The following is a 24,873-nucleotide window of genomic DNA, read 5'->3' as shown; positions in this document are numbered from 1 at the left end:
CCCCGATTGCTGCTTCTGTGGCCGTCTTTTCATTCGTTGACCACTCCGCGTAGATTTCTTTATATTGGACAATGTTCTCCAGTATTTCCGAACTGGGTGTACCCGGATATCCGGTTGCTGCTTTCACTCCGGCTTCATAAGCCCCGCGTGCAAGCGCTTCATTGCCCGTCATCAATTTCTTCATAGAATCTCCTTTTTTTTATTTATTCCTGAAAAATGAACCAATAAATTCAAAGCATTTTCAAACAGTCAGCAAACCATACAGAAAAAATTCCTGTCTGCAGGAATGGCTGTGAACACTTAGAAGATTTCTCTTTAACGAGTTATTGTTTTGAAAGGATTCTGAGGATTTGTATTGCAGGACGGCTATTCGTACTTAATAAATTAAACAGGGAAAGCGTACAATTCATTTGTACATCATTGTCGGATAACATCTTTTGAGATAGGTAGCATTCAGAAAATTTCATTTTATCAAATACTATTTTACCAATGATTTAGTTTGATTGTATATGATGAGAAAAAGCTGATCAATATACAGTTTAAATTAATAATCAAGAGCACAATTCAAAGTATATTTTCTTTTACGCTATTAGATTCCTTTGGGTTTCCCAAAAAAAGTACCAACCCAAAATATTTCGTCGATTTTATTAAACGTATTTTCAAATAGTTACTAACGATTCGAAAAAATAAAGCTATTTTATTGAATGATTCAAGTGTCCAATTCAGATTTCGAATTACAAAATGATTATTTCATGAGTTTTTCCAACGTGATTTTACCATTTTCATCCTTCCGGCTGCAGTGATCCACCAATTCACCCATGGTTTTAATGAAATGCTTTTTATCATCGTTGTAAAAAGAAGCACTTAAACGGATAAAGTTGTCATATTTCCCGTCGGTCGTAAAAATTGCCCCCGGAGTCAGAGAAATATGCTGTTTTTTACACTCATTATATAAATCAAAAGAATCAACTGTTTTCGGAAGCTGGATCCATAAATTGAAGCCACCCTGTGGATTGCTGACAAAAGTTTCTGGTGGAAAAGTTTCAAAAATATCAGAACGCATTTGTTTTACCCGATGCTGATAAATCTCTCGGACTTTCCGCAGATGCCGTTCATAATTTCCTGAGCTGAGATATTCTGCAATCGTAATTTGCTGAAGCGTGGCTGTTCCGACATTAATTGCCTGTTTCAATCGTGTAACCTGATCAATATATTTCCCCGGAAGAATCCATCCGACACGATATGTCGGGGATAAAATTTTTGAAAAAGATGAACAGTAAATCACCAATCCTTTTTTATCATATGCCTTCAGAATATCCGGACGATTCTTTCCAAAAAAAAGTTCGCCAGTCGAATCATCTTCGATGACAGGAACATCAAATCGTGAAGTAAGTTCGACAATTTTCCGTTTGCGTTCCTGTGGGATACTACAACCCATTGGATTGTTACAATTGGAATTTAAATAGACAGCTTTAATTTGAAAATTATTCAGTGCGAATTCCAGTTTTTCAATATCAATTCCCACAGACGAATCGGACGGAATTTCAATAACTCTTAATTTCAGTTCCTGGAGAATGTGTAAAACCCCAAAATAACAGGGAGATTCAACAGCGACCTCGTCCCCCGGTTTGCAAATCGACGACAAAGCCAGAAAAATAGCCTCATTGCATCCAGATGTAATCAGGATTTCATCAACCGAGACATTTGTATTCAATAAAAACATCTGTCTTGAAATTTGTTCTCTTAAAACACGCGTTCCTTCAGCAGAACCGGTTACATTTTGTTTGATATCCTTTGATGACAACACTTTCTTTAAGATACGATTCAGCTGATCAGTCGGAAGAATTTCTTCAGGAGATAAAGCAGCGCCAAATTGTTCTAAAGATTCATCTAAAGAATCATGCAGTACCAATTTCACCAGATCAATAATATCAACCAATTTTGGTTGGGAAATTTCAAATTTCGCGCCTAATGGTTTGTTTAATTTTTTATAGGAAACATAATAACCGGATTGAGGTAAAGCTGTGATTACATCACGGTTTTCCAATTCCTGATAAGCATTCAGAATCGTCGTAATACTTAATCCGCGAACTTCTGCCATTTTCCGGACAGATGGGAGCCGATCACCAGGGCGATAATACCCATGGTTTATTTGGTCATTCAGGTCGTTTGCTAAATGAATATATAACGGAACAGTTATGTCTTTTTCATTTTGTTCGCTCATTTTGTCCTGCAATCGTCACGAATCATATCCTTAAATAAATTGTACCTTATAAAAAAAATAAATTCTGTATCTGTCTATTTGTTATGGAATCCTTATAATAGAAAAACATGGATTGGAAACAAAGGATAGATTTCTCAATAATTCGAAATTAGGAAAAGCCTTTTGAGAAAAAGAGAAAACTTGTTATTGCGTTGTTTTTACGCGGAGCGTAAAAACAACGCAATAACAAAGAATTCTTTTCATGTTTTGAATTGCAGCAAATTTTTATGTTCATTTTCAGTATTTTGAAGTTTTCACTGATATTTCGAATTGAGAGAGTCCTTCTTGTATTTCAAAATGCTGATACTTCTTTCAGAATTTAAATTAATCCAAATTACTAATCAATAATAAAGGAGATCATATGGTAAATTCTAAATATCAAGCTGTACAATGTTCAAAGGGCAGAGAATGGCTCCTAAGAATTACAACCGGAAATGACGTTTATGAAAGCATCCAGCAATTCGCTAAGGATAATCAAATTCGGTTTGCTCAAGTTCACACTGCATTTATGGGTGGTTTTGAACCAGCACGCATGATGATTTGGACCCCTGATTCTCAGGATCCTGATAATTGGCATCACGAGACAGCAATGGATGTCCAAAATTTGACAATGCTATTGAGTATGAGCGGATTTATCCATCTTCGTAAGTTGGATGACGGAAAAGAAGAACCTTTCCCGGCTATTCATTACATTGTCGGTGCAGCCTGGAATGCTCCGATCACCGGAGGGCATTTAATCCAGGGAACCATCGCTAAAGGAAATCTGGAAGTTTTTATCACCGAAATTTTAGGAATTGACAGTAAACATGAGGATAATGTAAATATTCATGCGCCAGAAAACTGGTATGTTGAAACTGGGAAAGCAAGGTAAACCATCACCATGTCAAACGGAATTTCAAACCTGCCATTTTCAAAATACACCATCAAAGACAGCTCCATTTATATTTCAGGAGCTGTCGGACGGGATGAAAATACAGGTATCATGTCCTCGGACATCGCTGAACAAACAGAAACCTTGTTGAAAAATCTTAAGAGACTGCTTGAAACTGCAGGATCATCCTTGAATCATTGTCTCAAGATCAACATCTATCTGACCGATATGCGTTATTTTTCAGACATGAATCAAGCATATCGGAAATATTTTGATTCAGAGCATTTCCCGGCACGAACTTGTATTGCTGTCATTGGCCTCCCGGATCCGGAAGCAAAGGTCGAAATGGACGTTATTGCGGAGGTATGTCAATGAGTATCAGAAGGATTGTGGTAATTGATGCATTCAGCACGAATCCATTTGAAGGAAATCCTTGCGCAATTATTCCAGACGCAGATGGTTTATCCGATCAACAAATGCAGTCGATTGCGAAAGAAACAAATTTATCCGAGACCAGCTTTGTCCTGCCGTCGGATAAAGCCGACTTCAGGGTTCGTTATTTTACTCCGCGCGGAGAACTTGGTTTTGCCGGTCATCCAACGATAGCGACAGCTTTTATGCTTGGACTGGAAGGGAAGGTTCCTTTAGATCAGCCGATATCAACAATCCAGCTGGAATTTAATATCGGCGTACTGCCAGTCGATATCCATGCTGTCAATGGAAAAATTGACCACGTTGTCATGACGCAATCAAAACCAGTCTTTGGAGAAAAAGAGACTGCAGAAGTCATGGTTTCTTGTTTTAAAGATTTATCAACGGATGATCTGATTCCAGATTGTCCACCGCAAATTGTTGGTACCGGAACGAATTTTATGATGTTGCCGATTAAGGATTTGAAAAAAATCGCCAAATTGGAAATGAACCGTGACAAACTGGCTGCGGTATTAAAAAAATTTGGAGTATCGGCAGTTTATGTGTTTACAACACACGGTTTTTCAGAAGAGACGCGATTACATGGCAGACTTTGTGATCCGTTAAATTTTTCTGAAGACCCCTTTACCGGATCTGCTGTAGGAGCCGCAGGATCTTATATGGCTCACTATGGACTCGCTGAGAAAGATGAAATTCCGGTGGAACAGGGACATTTTATTGGTCGCCCGGGTTTTGGCAAATTAGAAATTGTCCGGGAGAAAAATCAAATCAAATCGATAAAACTTGGCGGAGCGGCAGTCAAGGTTATTGATGGGATCATTGAAGTGGGTTAAAAAATGGTATGAACCAAAACGTTTTCTTGAATATCGAAAAAAAATTACAGCATGTTTCGGGATACATCATCAAACAGCCTTCCCATGTAAGTTATCTGACGAATGTCCTATTCCCATACCCTGAGAATTCGCCTTATTCGACCGCGTTGGTTGGAATTCCTGAAAAAAACGAATTTGTCCTGATTGTCCCCGTTGATTGGCTGGATGTGGCAAAAGATCAGAAATGGAATCATTCGATCGTCTCCTATAACTTAAATCAGGGATCTCCGGATCAGGCTTTTTGTGACGCAGTCATAAAAAGTGTAACCGACATGAAAATTGATACAGAGAATCTGGCACTGGATTTTCCCGCCTGGACGGTTAATGAAATCAAACAGTTATCTGCAAAATTGAACCATCTGAAGTGGCAGGATTGTGATGAGCTTTTATGGCGAAACCGCATGATTAAAAGCGAACAGGAAATCCGATTCTTGCACCAATCCGCACAAATTGCAGACCGAGGAATGATTGGCGCGCTGAATCATGTGGAAGGGACGACGATGTCGTCTTATTACACGCTTTCCGAATTTCTTGAACGCGTTCGTGTGCATGCCATTGAATTTGGAACCTGTGGCATCGGTCATCTGAATATTTCTCAAGGCGCTGAGGGTAAAGCAGAAATTACCCCAATTCAGGATTTTTCATTTGTCAATCAAGACAACCTTATTCGGATCGATTACACCAGTGAATATCTGGGATATTGGAACGCCTGCAGCAGAATGTTCTATATTGGAAAACCGGACAAAGAGAGTGAAGATGCGTTTGAGGCAAATCAATCCCTGATTATCTACGCTCAAAGTTTATTAAAACCTGGAATTGTGATTGGTGATTTTTGTAAACTGATCAAAGAAAAAGCAGATTCATCTCGAATTTCATTATATGATGAGACATGTTTCGGACATGGATTGGGACTCTCAGAGGCAGAATGGCCATTTATCACAATCGATAATCCTGACAGTTTTGAAAAAGGAATGGTGATTGTGCTAAAGATTAAAACATATGGACCGCAAGGTGCCATCATACACTCCACTGAGACTTACGAAATTACGAATCGCGGATACCGGAAACTGAGTGATTTCAAAGAATGGAATCATTTATATCGTATCGACGGTTGCAGATCAAATCACTAAGGCAAACCTATGTGGAAAAGAAACCTAATTAATAAATTTCAAACATCATTCGCACAGCAATCGAATTTTGATGGATTGATCATTTCCGATCCTGTAAACCTTACCATGATTACAGGCATTCGTATGATGTTTCTTCAGACGATGAAGAATTACTGTGTGTACGTATTATGGAGCCATGAGAGAAAAGTACTGATTTGCCCAAAATCGCTATCCTCCAGCTTTTCAAACGAGGGATGGAATGACAACATCATTGTTTATGAATCTTGTCTGGATCCCATCCAGAAGGCAACCGATATCCTAATTGAAGAAATTCGATATTTTTTTCGTGCAGGATCAAATCTTGGCTTTGAAGGAACTTATCTGTCCCAAAAGGTATTCGACCGATTGACCGAAGCGCTACCATCCGTTCATTTTTCTGATTCAGTGAATTTCATAACCGATTTACGCCAGATTAAGAATGAGACAGAACTGAACAATCTGAAACAAGCGGCAGAAATCGTCGATCATGGTATCGCAGGAGCTATTCACCACATTGCAACAATTCAATCAAAAACAGAAAAATTCCTTACAGAAGATATCCGTGTTCATTCATTGGAACGCGGCTTGCATATCAGCGGATACAATGCCGTTTCGCAGGCAATTTCTGGTGATAAATCCAAGAAACTGTGGGCAAATCCACCAAAATTTGGGATCGGTAATGAAACTGAGTATCGGGAAGGTGAATTGCTGCGATTAGAAATGTGCGGAATGGTTAATAATTACTGGGCTAATGATGCAAGAACACTCTTAAAAGGCAAGCTGAATAACGTCCAGGACGAGTTTTTCGCAAAAATTGCTGATCTCCGCAGCTTTGCATGTTCAATCATTCGACCGGGAATCGCAGCGAATGAAATTTACACATCAATCCTCAATAAAGCCAATGAATTGGGTCTGGATATGATCAAAGAATTTGGCTTTGGTCATGGCATTGGATTGGAACCTGTCGAATCGCCTTATATTTCCGCTAGTGATCCGACCGTTCTGGCAGAGAACATGTCCGTAGTGCTGCAGTTGTCCGCCCGGTATATCCATGGAGAAATCATTACTTCGAAAGATACAATTTTTATTACACCAGAAGGATGTGAAATTATTGGTTGGTATGAAAATTGGAATGCCCCCTATACAACAGCCTATACATTCTAAGAAACGGTCATATGTAAGGACTCATTAAACAATACATCCTCCAACAAGAGATTGCATTTCTATAAAAAACAGTAACCGCTCATTCATAATGAGCGGTTACTGTTTTTTACCAGAAGATAATAATTCAAAACCTGGAAAAACTTCTAAGAAAAGAGAGAAAACCAACTATTATGTTGTTTCTAAACGTAACAGAAAGAAACATACCATCCATCAATTCTTCCATATTTCGAGTAATAGCCATCAGCGGATTGAATTGTACTTCAAAAAAAAGTGGATTTTTGTATCTATCACTATAGAAAGAATCAAATATACTAAAAATAGTTAATTGGGAAAACAGATTGTCGGTTTGTCTTTAGATTATAACCTTTGATAAAGTCAAAATTGTAATTTCCAGTTTATTGTCAAAATTAAAATGACTGCCTGAAAATGGATTCGATTGGATATTTGAAATTACAAGATTAAGATCTGCATCATGTTATTTTTCGTTAAATTATTTTACCCATTATTTAGGTTACTCAATAAATCAGTGATTTATTTATTTGAATAACAGACATTTTAATTGAAATTTGGAGGGAAAATGAAAGGTAAATTTTGTTTCTTGTTTTCATTTGTACTGATTTTGGTAATTTTCAGTACATTGGTAACCGTTTCAGCCGATTCTGATTGGGAAAAAACTTTAGTCATCGCTGCAGATTCAGATCCAAGTTGTATCGATCCTGCGCTTAGTAAAGCATATCCTGTTGGAAGCGAAATTATCATTAATATTTTTGATACTTTAGTAGCATGGAAATCTCCTGACTTTTCCGAGTTGGAAGGGCGTTTAGCTGAAAGTTGGGAAATTTCGGAAGATGGAACAATTTATACGTTCCAAATTCGTCCGAATGTAAAGTTTCATGATGGTTCAGAAGTCAATGCCGAGGCAATAAAATCAGCACTTCAACGGACAAAAGATCAAAGTTCCTATATGAATCGATATTTTGGATACATTTCATCCATGGAAGCTGTTGATACATTAACTTTAAAAATCACTCTTGATCAACCAATTTCTGTGTTTTTATCTTGGCTCGCCATGCCGGAAGCAGCGATTGTCAGTCCATCAAGTGCTGAGAGTTTAGGAGAAGACTTCGCAAATAAACCTGTTGGTTCTGGTCCTTATATCTTCGAAAGTTGGACACCTGACACAGAAGTCGTGTTAACAGCAAATCATGACTATTGGAGAGGGGCTCCAAAGATTGAAAAGATTATTTACCGAATTATTCCAGATGCTTCAACGCGACGGTTGGAACTTGAAAATGGTTCTGTCGATATCAGCCAACAAAACGGACAGTTGTATTCTTTGCCAGTCGAAGACATTAAAGCATTTGAAACAAATCCTGATATTGAAGTGATCTCTTTGAACAGCCAAATCATCCGGGAATTAGCTTTCAATAATAACAGCACAACGAGTCCGGTAAAGGATTTGAAAGTCAGACAGGCTATGGCATATGCAGTTGATTACGACGGAATCGTTGACTATCTACTCGGTGGAACTGCATCACGTGTAATGGGTCCTTTAACATCCAATAACTGGGCATTTGATCCGGCAATTTTAGAGAATTCACCTTATACATACGATCCGGAAAAAGCAATTGCGTTATTAAAAGAAGCTGGATATAACGAAGGTGATCTGAACTTTAAGTTGTATACATTCCAAGGGACTCTTTGGGGAATGGTTGCAACCTATCTTCAGGATAATTTTTCTAAAGTAGGAATCAACGTTGAAGTGATTCAAATGGAATTCCCTGCATTTCGCGATATTGTTGTTTCCGGAAATTTTGATATCTATTTAGGTGGAAGACAACCCTGGTACAACGATCCGGAAGCTCATATCACAATTGATTATCTGTCATCCTTAGCAGATACTGCAATGACACTTAGAATGCCTTTCAATGCAGACTTGGACCAAAAAATATTAAATGCTCAAACAGCAACTGACCAGAACGAAAGAAAGGCTATTTATTCTGAAATTCAGAAAGAGCTAGTAAATTGGGTTCCAGGTTTATATCTGTTTAGCCCCAATGTGATTATCTTCAAACGTGCAGAAGTTAAAGGTTTAGTAATAAACAGTGCACCACCACTAAATGAATATTGGAGTGTGTATAAAGAAGCAAAGTAGCAAGTAAAAAAAGAAATTTAATATTTCAATGTGCCTGTTCATTCAGTCTTGCGCACTGGATGAACAGGCTAATGAAAGGTGAAATATGTTTGAGTTTACTGTTAAACGTCTATTATATAGTATTCCTGCGCTATTACTGGTGTTAATAATTATTTTTGGGTTGGTTCGATTTATTCCGGGAGATCCAGCAGTTGCATTACTTGGAGCTGGAGCAACGAATTCACAAATCGAATTTTTGCGTGAACAATTAGATTTAAATGAGCCAGTAAGTAAACAATTCCTATCGTATGTTTCCGGTTTATTCCAAGGCGATTTGGGGGATTCATTAAGGACAAAAAAGCCGGTCATGCAAGAACTCCTGAGCAGATTGCCTGCAACAATTGAATTATCCATTTTCGCAGCCTTATTAGCAATTATTATTGGAATTCCGATTGGCATAATTTCTTCTCTCTTTCCCAACAGCCTGTTTGATCAAATAACTAGGATTTTTTCTCTCATTGGAGTTTCAACACCTGCATTTTGGCTCGCATTGATATTACAGATCATTTTTTCACTTAATCTTGGGTGGTTTCCCATTTCAGGACGAGTTGATGTCTATAGTGGAGCATCCTCAACAGGTGGATTTCTAATTCTGGGAAATCTTTTCGCAGGAAATTTTTCTGTTGCCTGGAATGCCTTCCAGCATGTTATTTTGCCCGCTTCGGTATTAGCTGCATTTTATGGGGCGACAATCGCCAGATTTTTACGAAGTAATATGCTGGAAGTCATTAATTCCGATTATATACGAACTGCAAATGGAAAAGGGCTGCATAAACTTAGCATCATTTTTCGCCATGAAATTAGAAATGCAATTTTGCCAGTAATAACAGTTATGGGATTGAAATTTGCAGAATTACTTAGCGGATCAATTCTTACAGAAACTGTTTTTTCCTGGCCAGGAATCGGACGATTTATGTTCGAAGCAATCAGTGTCAGAGATTATCCTGTTGTACAGGGAGCCACTTTATTTTTCGCAGTTGTATATATGGTGTCTTCATTTCTCGTTGATCTTCTCTATGGAACATTAGATCCGCGTATACGGGTAAAGTGATAAACGAGGTATTAATCGTATGAAGAATTTAAAGAATAATCAATCATTTCAAGCAAAGCAAAAAAGCCAATTTTCTGAGACATTGGGAACCATTACGTATTTCTTAAAAAGGAATCCGTTAGCAATTCTCGGTTTGGTACTTCTTTGTATTATCATATTTTGTTGCGTTTTTGCTCCTCAGTTGACATCTTTTTCTCCGACTTCAATCGCTATACGCGAAAAACTTATAGCTCCTAATGCAGAACATCTTTTTGGCACAGATCAGTTGGGGAGAGATATTTTTGCCCGAATCTTATATGGAGGCAGAAATACGCTCCTAATTGGTTTAATTGTAATTGCTGTGTCATTCTCCATAGGCGTATCAATCGGTATATTCTCAGGATTTATCGGAGGATGGGTTGATAATGTACTAATGCGCATTGTTGACGCATTACTATCATTTCCTACGTTAGTTTTAGCAATTACATTTACAGCAGTTTTAGGTCCCAGTTTACGAAATGCAATGATCGCAGTCATATTCACGATGATTCCTCAGTTCGCCCGCATATCTCGAGGACTCGCGATTGGTATTAGAGGTCTTCTTTATATCGAAGCTGCTGAATCCATAGGAGTGAATACATTCAGGATGCTTTGGAAACACATTTTACCTAACTGTCTCGGACCTTTGTTTGTCCAGGCTAGTTTGAATTTTGGCAGTGCGATTTTGCAAACCGCCAGCCTGGGTTTCCTTGGACTTGGTGCGCAACCACCAACTCCTGAATGGGGAGTGGATGTATCTGCCGCATCGCAATTTTTAAGAGAGTCACCTTGGGTCGCCTTATTTCCAGGAGGCATAATCCTGCTTTCAGTTCTTGCCTTCAATCTGATCGGTGATTCTTTGGCTGATTGGAATAATCCCAGAGCTCGTAAGGGAAATTAACCAAAGTTCAGAAGAATTCCATTATCAATACACTTATCGATAAGAAGATCCTTTAGACAAATAACAGGTATTCGAAATTTGGAAAAGCCTTTTGAGAAAAGTGAAAAAGTTGTTATTGTTGTGAGGTTTTTGCGCAAAGCACGATTGCAACCCAATAATAATTAATTCTCTCCTTATTTCGAATTGCTGGATAGATAAATATTAGCTTGACGGAAAACATAATGAAAGAAATAATTGTTGGATTATCGAAATGTCGAATGTTACCAATCGGTCAAACAACAGATGCATGGGATGTCCTAAGTGTTCAAAATCTGATTTATGAGCCATTAGTTCGAGCTCGAAACGGAAGAATTTTTCCTGCGTTAGCGCAAAGCTGGCAGATATTTGATAACGGACGCAAATGGATTTTTTCTCTTCGTCCCGACATTACTTTCCATGACGGTTCAGTTTGCACAATGGAAGATGTGGTCAGATCCTTTGAAGAAATGCGAAATGCAAGAGATTCATTTGGAATGCCAGGACCATTTTCGCGTTATTTATCCGGACTCGAATTTAATATTCTTAATTCCAATACGCTTGAAGTCTTATCGGAATATCCGAATGGTGACATAGCTGATTTTTTAAGTGAAATTTTTATTCGCAAATTTGATCATAATACAGAACAATTAATTGGAACAGGACCTTATGAGTTATCCAATTATGAACCAAATCAAAAGATCATATTACAAAAACAAAAAAAATATTCTTCAGATTTAATGTATCAAAAAATTGAATTCCGTATTATTCCAGATGCAGAAGATCGATATGAAATGCTGAAGACCGGACAGATCCATTTAGCGATGAATTTGGATCAACTTAAGGATAGACCAGAAGAAAATCCGGATTTTAAATGGCACAAAAGCATTAATACACTATCAGTGATCGGATTTTTAAACGGTTTCGAAGCTCCTTTTAATAATCCGGAAGCCCGATTGGCAATCAATCTTGCAGTTGATGTAAAAGGACTCATTCACGAGGTTCTGCACGATTTGGCTGTTCCGGCATCAACAGTTGTCAGTCCTTTTCATTGCGGTTTTGAGAGCACATTACAACCAATTCCTTATGATCCTGATCGTGCCAAAGCAATTTTCTCGAAAGTTGACTTACCGTCGGAGTTAGTATTTCGAACTCCCACCTTCATGCCAGATCGCGCTGTTGAAACTTCCACATATATTGTTGAGCAATTATCAAAAATTGGCTTGCCCGCCAAAATTGATGTTATGAAAGATCGTCCTGAATACGCCCGTGAAGTCGGTGCAAAAAAAACCGGCCATATTGCTTTATTTGATTCTTCACCACACAGTAGTTATCGAATTCTCTCTGATAAGATTTCGAGTGAACAGAAAGGACTTTGGTGGCAAGGGATCAAAGATGAAAAAATGGATTCACTCATCAGGGAAGCTCATGCAGAATATGACGTCCTTCCAAGAGAACGCTGTTACGCGAATGCATTGCGATATTTAAACCAAAATCCTTTCTGGCTGTACCTCTATCATCCGATATTTGTAAATGCAAATCGACCTGAAGTTGATGATATCGAACTTACACATGAAGGATTACTTCGATTTCCGGGTACCTGGTAATTTGAAAAGAGGAAAAAATCATGGAAATTTATTCTCAAATCACATTTTTCTATTATGAAGACTATAAAGCAGCTTGCGAATTTTATGAAAATATTTTCAATTTTAAAGTTGTTCAAGATCAAAAAATGGCGAAGATTTATCAAATCGGAAAATCCTTTTTTGGAATTGTAGATGGAGATAAAGGGAGCCTGCGTCCGCAGCCGGATAATGCTGTCATGTTGACCATCATTGTTGATAACGTTACAGAATGGTATGAATATCTCAAAGGGAAAAATGTAAAAGAAATCAAAAGCCCTTCAAAGGGTGTTTGTGCGGAATCCGCTTTTTTCAAGGACCCGGGCGGCTATGTCATTGAAATCCAAAGATTTATTGACAATGAGATTCAGAGGGAGTTTGAATAGTGAACAGTGGATATTCTTTGATTAATAAAAGCCAAAATAAAATATCGCTGGATTCCCTCACTGTTTTCGACGAATATGTCCCAATATTGGTAACTTATACAAAAGAGGATGCAGCGATCAATGGACTGCGGGTTGCAAGCAGCTCAGATAATGGTTTAGAAGAATCTCATTACTTTTCGGCTTTAGAAGTGTTAAGCCGCGATAAACAGATTATTCTAAAAGCTCCTTCCGGTATGGGGAAAAGTTTTTTTCTCAAAATGCTTGCTCGATGCATGACAGGGGAAGTATCAGGAGACAAAAAATTCAATGTAGACCGAATTACGGAATCTATTGAAAGAACGGAAACCGATAGCCTTCCTGAAAAGCAAAATTGGGATGCTGGTGTCTTGAAACCATTCATATTCGAATTGAATATTTGGGCACACAACAAAGACAGCATTCATAATCTTCCTGAAGAAATTAATGAAGCGCAATTAGTACTTATTGATGGGATCGATGAATTACAAAACGAAGACTGGCAATGGATCTCAACAGAATTACAAAGCTTTTTTGAAAAGAATCCTGAAACCTATGCGGTCATCGTCGGACAGAATGACATGCTCGATCGATTAAGTCCGAAACTGAAAGGATTCAAATGTTATTCGATAAAACCATTTACATATTCTCAAAAAAAGCGCCTTTTCAGAAACATCAATCCGGACCTCTCATGTTCTGAGATCGAAAATCGACTTTCCGAACCTGTCGGCTCATTAGGCAATCTTTTAGAAATCACACAAAACCTCTCATGGTGGATAAAAATCGGGAAAAAACCGACAACGGTACAGAGTTTTTATAGTGAAGTTGTCAGATTTTTGCTGCAGCAGGAAAATTTCGATGCGGATCAGTTAAAAAGCAGCGCTTATAAAAAATTATGTGATCAGAAAATTGAAATAAACATTGTATCGAAATATCACACTATACTCGATCATACGATTTTACTGGAATACTTTGCGTGTCAATATTGTCTTGGTGATGATTTTTCCACACATTTCAATAATCTGATCGGACATAATCAAAATAGAGCCTGGTCATTGTCTCGAATCCTGCATTTAGTGATTAGCGAACAAGATCCAGATAAATTTCAAACATTATCGTCAGAATTATGTCCATCTGAAGATCCTTCAGAAAATAATAAAAGCTTATCCCTTTCAGCTATTCTTTCCGCAAATCTTCTATTTGAAGCTTTTCTAAATAAAATGTTCATTCAAGACAAGAGCAGCAAAAGAATTAAGGATTGGCTTACAGCTATTATTACAAAAGGCTGGCTTACGCCATATGACAGAATTACTGCCGGCCGTCTTCTTTCCTGGATGGGTGATGACAGAGATTTTCAAGAGTTTGCCATAATTCCTGAAAACTCATTTACGATGGGTGATCATATTCTTGAAAATAACATGCCTGTCCATCAAGTTCATCTTCAATCCTATAAGATCTGTAAATTTCCCGTTGTGAACAAAGATTATTTGCTGTTCGTGAAAGAGACGAACAGAGAGTGGAATTCGCCGGAAAGAGACGATCCTGAAAAAAGGAATTACCCGGCAACAAGTTTGACATGGTTTGATGCAGTAGCCTACTGCGAATGGTTGACAGAAAAATGGCGAAAAGAAGGAGTCATTTCTTCAAAAGAATTTGTCAGACTTCCAACAGAAGCGGAATGGGAATACGCCTCTCGAGGGAGTCTTGATTCTTCAAACAATGAACTCCTATATTCTTGGGGTTATGGATGGAAAGATAATTGCTGCAACAGCCAAGAACTTGGATTAAATGAACCATGCACGGTTGGAATATTTCCTGAAAATTGCAGCCAATTTGGTTGTCTTGATATGAACGGTCTGGTCTGGGAGTGGAATTCGACACTTTGGGGCAATAACCCCAAAAAACCTGATTTCCCTTATCCATATAATGACAAAGACGGGCGCGAGAATTCAAAGAATGCACCGAATAATATACGACGCTGTATGCGCGGAGGTTCTTTCGGAAGTGCAGCAGATCATGCTACCAGCACGTACCGGGGAGGATTGGAACCAATTGGCTTTTGGCGAGGAGATGGATTTCGAATCGTTATCTCAGAGAAACAATACCATGAATAAAAACGAAAATAGTACCATAAATAAAAATTTTGATCTTTGTCCCAATCGCAGAGAAGAAAGCGAAAGTAATAAGTGGCGGTTTTATGAGGATGATGTTCTACCATTATGGATCGCAGATATGGATTGTATCTGCGATCCTGAGATAATGAAAGCATTGCATCAACGAATTGATCACGGAGTTTTTGGCTATGGTCGCGCAAAACCTGAACTCTATCAAATTATTTGCGACCATATGGAATCGAAATATCAATGGAAAATTCAGCCAGAATGGATTAAATTTACGGCAGGAGTGGTAATCGGTTTCAACCAGATCATTGATGCATTAGCAAAACCAGGAGATTCGGTTTTAATTCAAACTCCGGCATATCCCCCAATTTTAAATGCGGCATCAAATCGTAAAATTTCATGTTGTCAGGTACCTTTATCTTGTTCATCATCAAAATACGAAATTGATTTTGACAAATTTGAAGAATCGATTCTGCCTGGAACAAAATTTTTTATACTTTGCAATCCACAAAATCCTAGCGGAAGGGTTTTTACAAGACCTGAACTTGAAAAAATTGCAGCAATCTGTTTAAAGCATAATCTCATCATCATATCGGATGAAATCCACAAAGATATTCTCTTTGATGACCACAAACATATTCCGATAGCTTCAATAAGCGATGAAATTGCGAAAAGAACCGTTACATTATCAGCAGCAAGTAAAACGTATAACATCGCAGGATTAAAATGTTCCTATGCGATCATTCCTGACCCCAATCTGCGAGATGCTTTCGATATCGGCGGAGAAGGTTTAGTCGATAGTGTTAATGTCTTAGGACTAACTGCAACCGAAGCTGCCTACCGTTATGGAGACACCTGGTTGAAAGATACCATTGCGTATTTACAATCAAACAGGGATTATTTGTTCCGGCAACTTGAAGATTTTGATGGTATTCAATCGATTAAACCAGAAGGAACATTTCTGGCATGGCTTAATTGTCAAGGTTTGAATATCAACCAAAATCCATCCGAATTCTTCTTAACAAATGCTAAAGTTGCATTGAATGATGGAGCTACATTTGGCAAGGAGTATGAATCCTACGTCAGACTGAATTTTGGATGTTCACGGAAAACACTCGAATTAGCTTTAGAAAGAATGAAATCAGCCCTTGAAAATTATCAAGAGGTGTCAAAGGAATAAGGACGAATACTATGGCCGAATTATTAAAAGTTGAAGGCCTCGAGACGCATTTTCAAACTCGAGAGGGCGTCATACATGCTGTAAATGGAGTTTCTTTTAATCTAAAGGAAGGCGAAACGCTGGGAATCGTTGGTGAAAGCGGATGTGGAAAAAGTGTTTCCATGATGTCCATGCTGCGGCTGATTCCGAGCCCCCCGGGCAAAGTAGTTGCGGGGAAGGCGCTCTTTGAAGGGAACGATTTATTGACCATGAATGACGAGCAAATCCGCAATATTCGTGGAGCGAAGATCAGCGTTGTCTTTCAAGATCCGATGACTTCCTTCAATCCGGTTCTGACGATCGGTGACCAGGTTGCAGAGCCATACCGCGTTCATCACAAAGCCGGGAAAAAAGAAGCTTTGGATCGCGCTGTCAAATATTTGGAGCTGGTTGGAATTCCGAATGCGCGCGAACGATTATCGGATTACCCGCATCAATTCTCAGGCGGGATGCGGCAGCGTGCAATGATCGCAATGGGATTAATTTGCGAACCGCAGATTTTAATTGCGGATGAACCAACCACTGCGCTGGATGTGACGATTCAAGCTCAGATTATTGAACTGGTCAAACGTCTGCGGGACGAATTAGGCATGGCCATTATTTGGATTACCCATGATCTGGGAATTATTGCCGGTCTGGCAGACCGTGTAAATGTTATGTACGGCGGGCATATTATTGAGACTGCGCCAGTCAAGGATATTTATAAAAATCCGCAACATCCGTACACCATCGGTTTATTAGGTAGTTTGCCGCGTATGGATGAGACAGAATACCGGCGTTTGACTTCAATTGACGGACTTCCTCCCATATTACTTGAGAAACCATCTTATTGCCCGTTTGAACCACGCTGCCGTTATGCGAAAGAGCGATGCCGTAAAGAAAACCCAGGATTGAAGCAAGTCGAAGGGGACGGTCATTTTACAGCCTGCTGGGTCAATCCAAAAACAGGCAAGGAGTACTAATGACTGAAAAACAAGTTTTACTAAAGGTAGAGAACCTCTATAAACATTTCCCGATAAAAAAAGGAATCATATTTTCCAGACAAACCGGAGCAGTTCATGCCGTGGATGGCATTTCTTTCAATATATACAATGGAGAAACCCTGGGGCTGGTGGGAGAATCCGGATGCGGTAAGTCAACTACCGGCAGGACGATCCTGCAATTATATCGTCCGACCTCAGGCAGCGTATTTTTTGAAGGAGATGATCTGGCAAAACTGAAAGGGGAGAACCTGCGTCGGAAACGGCGTGATTTGCAAATGATATTCCAGGATCCCTATGCCAGTTTAAATCCGCGTATGACGGTTGGACAGATTATCGGCGAACCGATGGAAATCCATGGAACCTACAAAGGTGCAGCACAGACAAAACGGGTACAGGATCTTTTACAACTGGTTGGATTAAATGGCGCTTTTGCCAATCGATACCCTCATGAATTTTCGGGCGGTCAACGGCAGCGGATCGGAGTTGCACGTGCTCTGGCGCTGGAACCGAAATTGATTGTTTGTGATGAACCAATTTCCGCACTGGATGTTTCGATCCAGGCGCAAGTTGTAAACTTATTAGAAGATTTACAGTCCACGCTGGGACTGACGTATCTTTTCATCGCTCATGACCTGTCGATGGTTCGGCATATCAGTGATCGGATTGCTGTAATGTACCTCGGTATCATTGTTGAACTGGCTGACCGGAATGAGTTGTATGCCAATCCGCGTCATCCATATACCCAGGCGTTACTGTCTGCAGTACCATACCCTGATCCGTTTGTCGAAGAAAAACGGAAAAGAATCATCTTGGAAGGTGATGTTCCCTCTCCGGTTAATCCGCCAAGCGGCTGCCGGTTTCGGACGCGCTGTCAATATGCCAAAGAGATTTGTGCGGAGGAGAAACCAGCTTTTCGGGAAATCTCAAAAGACCATTTTGTGGCTTGTCATTTTGATATCTCCGGGCAGCAATCTGCGTCATAAAAATAAATCAAAATTGATTGAATAATGGATCGATCAATGGTTTTTCAACCGTGATCATAAAATAGATATGAACTATTAAAAAGAAGCTGCCAATAAGAACGCAGCTTCTTTTTTTTATCTTGTGAAGGAAACTGTACTTCTTGAAAACCAATATTTTTGTATCTGGCTTGTTTGGAAGAAAATAATATACTAAATCATAATGAAGAACTTTGCGCAAGATTGATAAATGCGGTTTTATTCATGATTTTTTCTGAAAAGATTTGAATATTTGAATCTTGAAAAACAAATAAAACAACAATTCAACTTTCTCATCAACGTTTCAAATATAAAGAGAATTTTATCCTCTCAATTTTTAGATTGTTGAATAGAAAAAGTGGAATTTCGTATACAAACTAAGATATATTATAATCTTTTTGATGGGTTTGACGGTTTTTATATCGGCAATTCGAAATATGGAGAATTTTTTATTTTTCCCGATTCATTTGAACAGCAAATCTATATTTCGAATCACTGATTTTTTGTAGATAGAACTCTATCAGGTTCATTGTTATCATGAAATTGAATCATAATACAGAAGACAATTTGAGCGTTTTTGACATTATTCAGGAGATTTGGAATCAAAAAAGCCAAATATTGGGGATACAAATCTTTTTTGAATGATACATTCTGAAGATGAAGGAATCCTGATATCTGGTAATTTTTTAAGGAGAAAAGAATGAAAGTATATTCCCAGGTTACATTTTTTTATTACCAAGACCTAAAGACTGCATGCGATTTTTATGAGAAGATCTTCAAATTTGAAGTCGTTCAGGATCAAAAAATGGCGAAGATCTATCGGATCGGGAAGTCATTTTTTGGTGTCGTGGATGGAAAAAAAGGCAGTCTTCGTCCAAAATCAGAAAATGCAACAATGCTGACACTTATTGTAGATGATGTTCATGAATGGTATGACTATCTGAAAGCAAATAACGTGAAAGAGATTAAAGGACCCGCTTCTGGGACTTATATTGAATCAGCGTTTTTCATGGATCCGGGCGGTTATGTGATTGAAATTCAGAAATTTCAAAACAGCGATGTTCAAAAAGAATTTGAATAAAAAAACATTTGATTGACCATCATCTTTTCTGATACCACATTTTCGCAGACGCCTATGCTGCGTCGAAACCAGCGATTCGAAATAAGAGAATGATTATTTGTTGACATATTTTTTAAGCTCAATGCAAAAACAATATGTCAACAAGTCTACTCTCTTTTCCCTAAAATCCCCGCCTTATTTCAAATTGCAGCGTCCATTCCAGCAGTTCGAAATATGGATAAACTTTTCGAATCAATCAAGAAAATTTGTTGTACCTATGGTTTTACGCGAAGTGCAAAACCATAAGTACAACAAGGAATTCTTTTCATATTTCGAATTACTGCGTTCACTCCTCCTGACGAGCTGCTTCATGGAATTCGAATATGAGTTCTGATTTCTTTATCCTTGTTGTATCGATATCAGCAAATTTCTTCCATACAACACAACTTTTTCATCTTTCCTTTGCAAAAGCGCCGCTATGAACTAAAGCGGCGCTTTTGCTTTCAATATAGAACACAAATAAAAGAGAGTATTTTTGATACTCTCTTTTACGGTATTAATCACCAACTCAAAATTCGGATCAACTTTTGGAACAAAGAAAGAATCCTTTTTCGAAGTACTGGTTATTCCTGCCAATTAGAGCGGTCGAACAAATTTTCCGCATGGTTCCGAAACAACTTCACCATCTTTGGCAACAGTCTTGCCACGCAGAATAGTTTGAACAGGAAGCCCTTTCATTTTTCGGCCATGGAAAGGAGTCAGTTTTGTGCGGGAATGCAGTTTTTCCTGGTCCAAAACATATTCTTTATCCAGATCCACAACAACGATATCTGCATCCGTTCCAACCTCAAGAGATCCTTTTTGTGGATAGAAACCAAATTGTTTCGCCTGATTCTCTGACAAAAACTGAACCAATTGATTAAGGGTGATTTTTCCTTCATTGACGGCATTGATCATAACCGGCGCCATCGTTTCAATATTTGCCATTCCAGCTGGCGCTGTCCATAAATCTTGCATTTTTTCTTCATAGGAATGAGGCGCATGATCTGAACAAACATAAGAAAGTGTACCATCTCGTAATCCATCCCATAAAAGTTCTTGATCGCGTTTTAAGCGAATAGGAGGATATCCCTTAATCAATGGTCCGACACGATCATAATCTTCGTTTGACAGTTCCAGATAATGCGTGCAAGTTTCAGCGGTAACATGAATATTTTTCTTCTGGGCATCACGAATCAATTCAACGCCATCACCACTCGCCAGATGGTGAATATGCAGATGAGCTCCTGTTGCCTGAGCAAAAAGAATTCCGGTTTCAATCACTGTTAATTCAGAGACTGGCGGGCGGGATCGAAGCATCGCTTCATAGCTCTTATCTCCGGAGGCTTTGACTTCTGCTGTCAACATTTTAATCAAAGCAAAGTTTTCTGCATGAATTCCCAGTAGTTTGCCGGTCTTTTGAACTTCGCGGAAGATTTTATAGATTTCTCCATCATCAAGCGGCGGAATGACATCTTTCATTCCTTCTTCATAGTTATAAATCAACTGATATGTCTTACTGTCAATGGCATATCCCCAGAAAAATTTAAAACCGACTACACCGGCTTCAGCAAGAGGAATAATTTGATCCTTATTCAGATTTCCCAAACATAAAGCCCAAACACCAAAATCGAGGTGTGCTTTTGGAGTTATGCAGGAAATAAGATCATTCATATTCTCCACATTGTAAATTGCCGGATTACAGTTTGGCATCTCAAACAGTGTCGTTACGCCGCCAACTACACCTGCCATTGAAGAATGGAAGAAATCTTCCTTATAATATGCACCTTTTCTTCCGTCACGCGAATGAACATGCGTTTCAATAAAACCCGGAAGCACATACTTTCCATTTGCATCGGTAATTTCGCGCGCGTCACCCGGCAATTCAACAGAAGAAATTGCAGCTATTTTTTCATCCTTAACATATATATTCGCTTTATATTGTTCTCTCGAAGTTACAATAGTCCCATTTTTTATAATATGGTCCCACTCCATTTTTTCTCTCCTTTTTTGACATGAATTCTCAGTTTTTAATCAAAATGTTTAGATTTTTACTCAAAACTGGGAAGAATCAATTATTTTTCCAGTATCTATGGCAAAATCATTCCATTCTTGCAGATTTGCTATTTCACGGTTCCCTGGCAATTATTTAAAATATGGAAGTGTTATTCGAATCAATCTGGAAAAATTTGTTATTGTGAAGTTTTCGTTTTACACAAAACTTCACAATAATCAAAAAATACTTACCAGATTTCGAATTTCTGGTCCCTTAATTGCAGGTAATTAACGTACCGGATTCACCTTTCAGGGCACGACCGATGTTTTCTGGATTTGTGATCAAAGCTTGTTTTCCGCCAGCTTCCAGGAACCAGATGCACGCTTGAATCTTCGGCGCCATGGATCCGCTCTTGAAATGCTTTCCTTCCGCCAGGTACGCTTTCGCTTCTGCCAGCGTCATCCGATCCAGCCATTTCTCTTCCGCTGTCCCATAATTGATCGCCACTTTTTCCACTGCCGTCGAAATCAGCAGCAGGTCCGCTTTGATTTCACGTGCCAGCAGGCTGTTCCCGAAATCTTTATCAATTACTGCTGCCACTCCTTCCAGATCTCCGTTGTCATCCCGTATTACCGGAATTCCGCCTCCGCCGATTGATATCGTCACCACGCCCGCTTCTATCAATGACCGTATCGCTTCCAGCTCTACGATCTCTTTCGGCAACGGCGATGCCACGACTCTTCTCCATCCCCGTCCGGCATCTTCCACCACCGTCCAGCCTTCTGCTTCCGCTTTCGCTTTCGCTTCACTTTCCCCCATGAATCCGCCTATCGGCTTCGTCGGTTTTTTGAATGCCGGGTCGTCTTTATCCACAATCGTCTGTTCTAAGACACACGCCACTGATTTCTCGATCTTCCGCCGTTTCAACTCATTCTGTAAGTTCTGCGCCAGCATATATCCGATCTGTCCCTGACTCTGTGCTCCGCATACATCCAATGACGCCATCGCCAGATTCACTTCTTTTTCTGCCAGTTCCGCTTTCTGCAGGATAAAGCCCACTTGTGGTCCGTTTCCATGCCCCACAACCACTTCCCAGCCCGCTTCAATCATATCCACGATGTGCTTCGCCGTCTCTTTCGCTGCCAGATACTGATCTTCACACGATTGATGCGCTTTGTCTTTGATTAATGAGTTCCCGCCGATTGCTACTACTGCTACTTTTTTTGCCATGTTTCGTCTTTTCCCTCTTCTCTGGTTTTCTCGCGCTTACTCACAGCCGCACACTAATGCCAACAGTGCCATCCGTACCGGTACCCCATTCGCTGCCTGTCGGAAATACGCTGCCCCTTCATATGCATCCACTTCCACTGCAATCTCTGTCACTCTCGGCAACGGATGCATGATGATCATCCCTTTTTTCGCTTTCTTTACCGTCTCGTTGGTCACTTCATACGATGTCTTCAGCCGTTCATATTCTTCCGGATCTTCAAACCGTTCTTTCTGGATCCGCGTCATGTACAGCACGTCGCTTTTCGCTACTGCCGAATCCAGATCCGGATTGATCTCAACTTCCACTCCGCTCTTCTTCAATCCTTCGGTGATGCTCGCCGGCATCGCCAACGCTTCCGGTGCCGTGAAGATAAATTTCACCCCCATCCGTGCTAATAACGCTGCTCCCGAATGTACTGTCCGTCCGTTTTTCAGATCCCCTGCCAGACATACCGTCAATCCTTCTGTCTTCCCCTTCTCTTTGATGATCGTATACAGATCCAGCAGCGCCTGTGTCGGATGTTGTCCCGCTCCATCTCCTCCGTTGATCACCGGTTTGCTCGATCCCGCTGCCAGCTCCGCTGCCGATCCCGTCTCCGGATGCCGTATCACCGCTACATCCGCGTATCCTTCGATCATTTTCCCCGTATCGTAGATCGTTTCTCCTTTTTTCGAGGAGCTGGACGTCTTCGCATCAGCTACCGACAACACCGTCCCTCCCAATCGCAGCATCGCTGTTTCAAACGACAGCCGTGTGCGTGTCGATGGTTCGTAAAACAGTGTCGCCAAGGTTTTTCCGTCCATGTTCAACAGCCGTCCGCCGGACTTCATCACACGCTCGTATCGCGCTGCCGTTTCCATGATCAGATGCACTTCGTCATCTGTCAGCGATTGGACATCCAGTATGTCTTTCCCATATAATGTTGTTGTCATTTCTTTTCTCCTTTTTTGTATTCGTATGACTTAAACGAAAAAAATAAAAATACCCTATTATCGTATTGATTTTTCATTAACGATTCGCTCTCTGCGGTTCAGAATTGGGAATGGATTATTTGTTTTTATGTTGTTGCGCTCCATGCAACAATTTTTCATTTTTATTTTCAAAAAGCCTTTCCTCATTTTAAGATCCCAATCCACTCTTTCAAATTTACAGCCAAATTGAACTACACAAAAAAGATTGTGCAAATTCAGAAAAAAAATAAATGATTCAGAAGCTGATTTTCGATTTATCCATTTTCCAGATCTGCTCATTTCATGATTTATGATTTTTGCAGATCGGGAAAATGGATTTAGATAACGGCATAATAAATCAATTTTTTCTGCAATTTGCGATTCCACGAATATCAGAAAGCGATTGACAGCCGTTTTTTGCTAAATAATCATCAATTCCCTCTATTACTTCTTTCATCAGCATCGGATTGACAAAATTCCCCGCTCCGACCTGAACCGCTGTCGCACCTGCCAGGATATATTCTATCGCATCTGATGCGCACATAATTCCACCACAAGCAATGATCGGGATATTCAGTACAGAATAAGCCTGATAAACCATATGCAGCGTAATTGGTTTAATAGCAGGACCGGATAATCCTCCCATAATATTTCCAAGCACTGGCTTTTTGGTCTGTATGTCGATCTTCATACCCATATACGTATTTGCCACCGTAACAGCATCTGCGCCGCATTCTTCAGAAATCTTTGCGGTCTTTCGAATATCAGTTACATTGGGTGAAAGCTTTGCGATCAGAGGAAAACTGGTGACGGTACGCACCGATTGAACTGTGCGGCCAAGAAGTACTTCATCTGATGCTAATTGCAGCCCTGTTCCCACATTCGGACATGAAAGATTTAATTCAATCGCATCGATGAAAGGATTTCCTTCCAGCATTTTACAAATTTCCACATAATCAACCGGACTTCCGCCAGAAATGCTGATTACGACCGGAACATTAAGGGTTTTATAATGTTCCAACATACCTTTGTTCAAAAATTCTTCAATCCCGATGGAAGGAATTCCGATGGAATTCAGCATGCCACCGGTCACTTCGGCAATTCTGGGAGGTTTATTTCCTGGTCTGGGGTAACGATGAACACTTTTCAGCATAATAGCGCCCAATGTACACATGGGAAAAACATCGGCATTATCTTCAAAGTAATCATATGCACCGGATGCAGGCATCACAGGATTTTTCATCTGCAAGGTGCTAATCTGGACGCTTAAATCTGTTTTATACATC

General features: G+C 39.6%; 20 protein-coding genes and 1 pseudogene. 15 read left to right on the top strand and 6 right to left on the bottom strand.

Annotated elements, in window-relative coordinates; all coding sequences use genetic code 11:
• Positions 1–184: pseudogene (locus ATC1_RS14900) on the bottom strand (hypothetical protein); the annotation flags it as partial.
• Between the two features lie 561 nt (positions 185–745).
• A complete protein-coding gene (locus ATC1_RS04215) occupies positions 746–2,224 on the bottom strand; it encodes an aminotransferase-like domain-containing protein (protein WP_062278673.1) in 1,479 nt (492 codons plus the stop codon).
• Positions 2,225–2,624: 400 nt separating this feature from the next.
• Here ATC1_RS04215 and ATC1_RS04210 point away from each other — a divergent pair, with 400 nt between their 5' ends.
• The 15 genes from ATC1_RS04210 (at position 2,625) to ATC1_RS04140 (ending at position 19,353) form a co-directional block, all read left to right on the top strand.
• Positions 2,625–3,134, top strand: a complete 510-nt coding sequence (locus tag ATC1_RS04210) for a PCC domain-containing protein (protein WP_062278671.1) — start codon at positions 2,625–2,627, stop codon at positions 3,132–3,134.
• Positions 3,135–3,143: 9 nt separating this feature from the next.
• Complete coding sequence (locus ATC1_RS04205) at positions 3,144–3,509, top strand: RidA family protein (RefSeq protein ID WP_062278669.1); 366 nt, start codon at positions 3,144–3,146, stop codon at positions 3,507–3,509.
• The gene (locus tag ATC1_RS04200; protein WP_062278667.1) at positions 3,506–4,399 is read left to right on the top strand and encodes a PhzF family phenazine biosynthesis protein; all 894 of its coding nucleotides are present in this window, start codon (positions 3,506–3,508) and stop codon (positions 4,397–4,399) included. The genes ATC1_RS04205 and ATC1_RS04200 overlap by 4 nt, the downstream gene beginning before the upstream one ends.
• 8 nt (positions 4,400–4,407) lie before the next feature.
• The gene (locus tag ATC1_RS04195) at positions 4,408–5,568 is read left to right on the top strand and encodes a M24 family metallopeptidase (RefSeq protein WP_062278665.1); all 1,161 of its coding nucleotides are present in this window, start codon (positions 4,408–4,410) and stop codon (positions 5,566–5,568) included.
• A gap of 9 nt (positions 5,569–5,577) precedes the next feature.
• Complete coding sequence (locus tag ATC1_RS04190; protein WP_062278663.1) at positions 5,578–6,750, top strand: M24 family metallopeptidase; 1,173 nt, start codon at positions 5,578–5,580, stop codon at positions 6,748–6,750.
• A 577-nt stretch (positions 6,751–7,327) separates the two neighbouring features.
• Positions 7,328–8,905, top strand: a complete 1,578-nt coding sequence (locus ATC1_RS04185; RefSeq protein ID WP_062278661.1) for an ABC transporter substrate-binding protein — start codon at positions 7,328–7,330, stop codon at positions 8,903–8,905.
• Between the two features lie 85 nt (positions 8,906–8,990).
• Positions 8,991–9,995, top strand: a complete 1,005-nt coding sequence (locus ATC1_RS04180) for an ABC transporter permease (protein ID WP_062278659.1) — start codon at positions 8,991–8,993, stop codon at positions 9,993–9,995.
• A gap of 19 nt (positions 9,996–10,014) precedes the next feature.
• Positions 10,015–10,914 (top strand): ABC transporter permease, encoded by a 900-nt coding sequence (locus tag ATC1_RS04175; protein ID WP_082174651.1) that lies wholly within the window; start codon positions 10,015–10,017, stop codon positions 10,912–10,914.
• A 221-nt stretch (positions 10,915–11,135) separates the two neighbouring features.
• Positions 11,136–12,536, top strand: coding sequence for an ABC transporter substrate-binding protein (locus tag ATC1_RS04170; RefSeq protein ID WP_062278658.1), 1,401 nt, complete (start codon positions 11,136–11,138; stop codon positions 12,534–12,536).
• Between the two features lie 20 nt (positions 12,537–12,556).
• On the top strand, positions 12,557–12,937 hold the full coding sequence (locus ATC1_RS04165; RefSeq protein WP_062278656.1) for a VOC family protein: 381 nt from the start codon (positions 12,557–12,559) through the stop codon (positions 12,935–12,937).
• Complete coding sequence (locus ATC1_RS04160) at positions 12,937–15,066, top strand: SUMF1/EgtB/PvdO family nonheme iron enzyme (RefSeq protein ID WP_062278654.1); 2,130 nt, start codon at positions 12,937–12,939, stop codon at positions 15,064–15,066. The genes ATC1_RS04165 and ATC1_RS04160 overlap by 1 nt, the downstream gene beginning before the upstream one ends.
• Entirely contained in the window at positions 15,059–16,252 is a 1,194-nt protein-coding gene (locus ATC1_RS04155; RefSeq protein ID WP_062278652.1) for a MalY/PatB family protein, read from the top strand. Before ATC1_RS04160 ends, ATC1_RS04155 begins: the two co-directional genes overlap by 8 nt.
• Positions 16,253–16,263: 11 nt before the next feature.
• Positions 16,264–17,253: an ABC transporter ATP-binding protein gene (locus ATC1_RS04150; RefSeq protein WP_062278651.1), complete on the top strand. Its 990-nt coding sequence runs from the start codon at positions 16,264–16,266 to the stop codon at positions 17,251–17,253.
• A complete protein-coding gene (locus tag ATC1_RS04145) occupies positions 17,253–18,257 on the top strand; it encodes an ABC transporter ATP-binding protein (protein WP_062278649.1) in 1,005 nt (334 codons plus the stop codon). The genes ATC1_RS04150 and ATC1_RS04145 overlap by 1 nt, the downstream gene beginning before the upstream one ends.
• A gap of 715 nt (positions 18,258–18,972) precedes the next feature.
• Positions 18,973–19,353 (top strand): VOC family protein, encoded by a 381-nt coding sequence (locus ATC1_RS04140; RefSeq protein WP_062278647.1) that lies wholly within the window; start codon positions 18,973–18,975, stop codon positions 19,351–19,353.
• 615 nt (positions 19,354–19,968) lie between these two features.
• Here ATC1_RS04140 and ATC1_RS04135 read toward each other — a convergent pair.
• The 4 genes from ATC1_RS04135 to ATC1_RS04110 form a co-directional block, all read right to left on the bottom strand.
• On the bottom strand, positions 19,969–21,366 hold the full coding sequence (locus ATC1_RS04135; protein ID WP_062278645.1) for a dihydroorotase: 1,398 nt from the start codon (positions 21,364–21,366) through the stop codon (positions 19,969–19,971).
• Between the two features lie 274 nt (positions 21,367–21,640).
• Complete coding sequence (gene arcC, locus ATC1_RS04125) at positions 21,641–22,597, bottom strand: carbamate kinase (RefSeq protein ID WP_062278641.1); 957 nt, start codon at positions 22,595–22,597, stop codon at positions 21,641–21,643.
• A gap of 36 nt (positions 22,598–22,633) precedes the next feature.
• Positions 22,634–23,569: an aspartate carbamoyltransferase gene (gene pyrB, locus ATC1_RS04120; protein WP_062278639.1), complete on the bottom strand. Its 936-nt coding sequence runs from the start codon at positions 23,567–23,569 to the stop codon at positions 22,634–22,636.
• A gap of 376 nt (positions 23,570–23,945) precedes the next feature.
• Positions 23,946–24,872, bottom strand: coding sequence for a dihydroorotate dehydrogenase (locus ATC1_RS04110; RefSeq protein WP_062278636.1), 927 nt, complete (start codon positions 24,870–24,872; stop codon positions 23,946–23,948).
• Position 24,873 lies beyond the last annotated feature (1 nt).

The organism is Flexilinea flocculi (assembly GCF_001192795.1).
Classification (GTDB): Bacteria; Chloroflexota; Anaerolineae; order Anaerolineales; family Anaerolineaceae; genus Flexilinea; species Flexilinea flocculi.
This window is presented reverse-complemented; position numbering and strand designations above follow the sequence as displayed.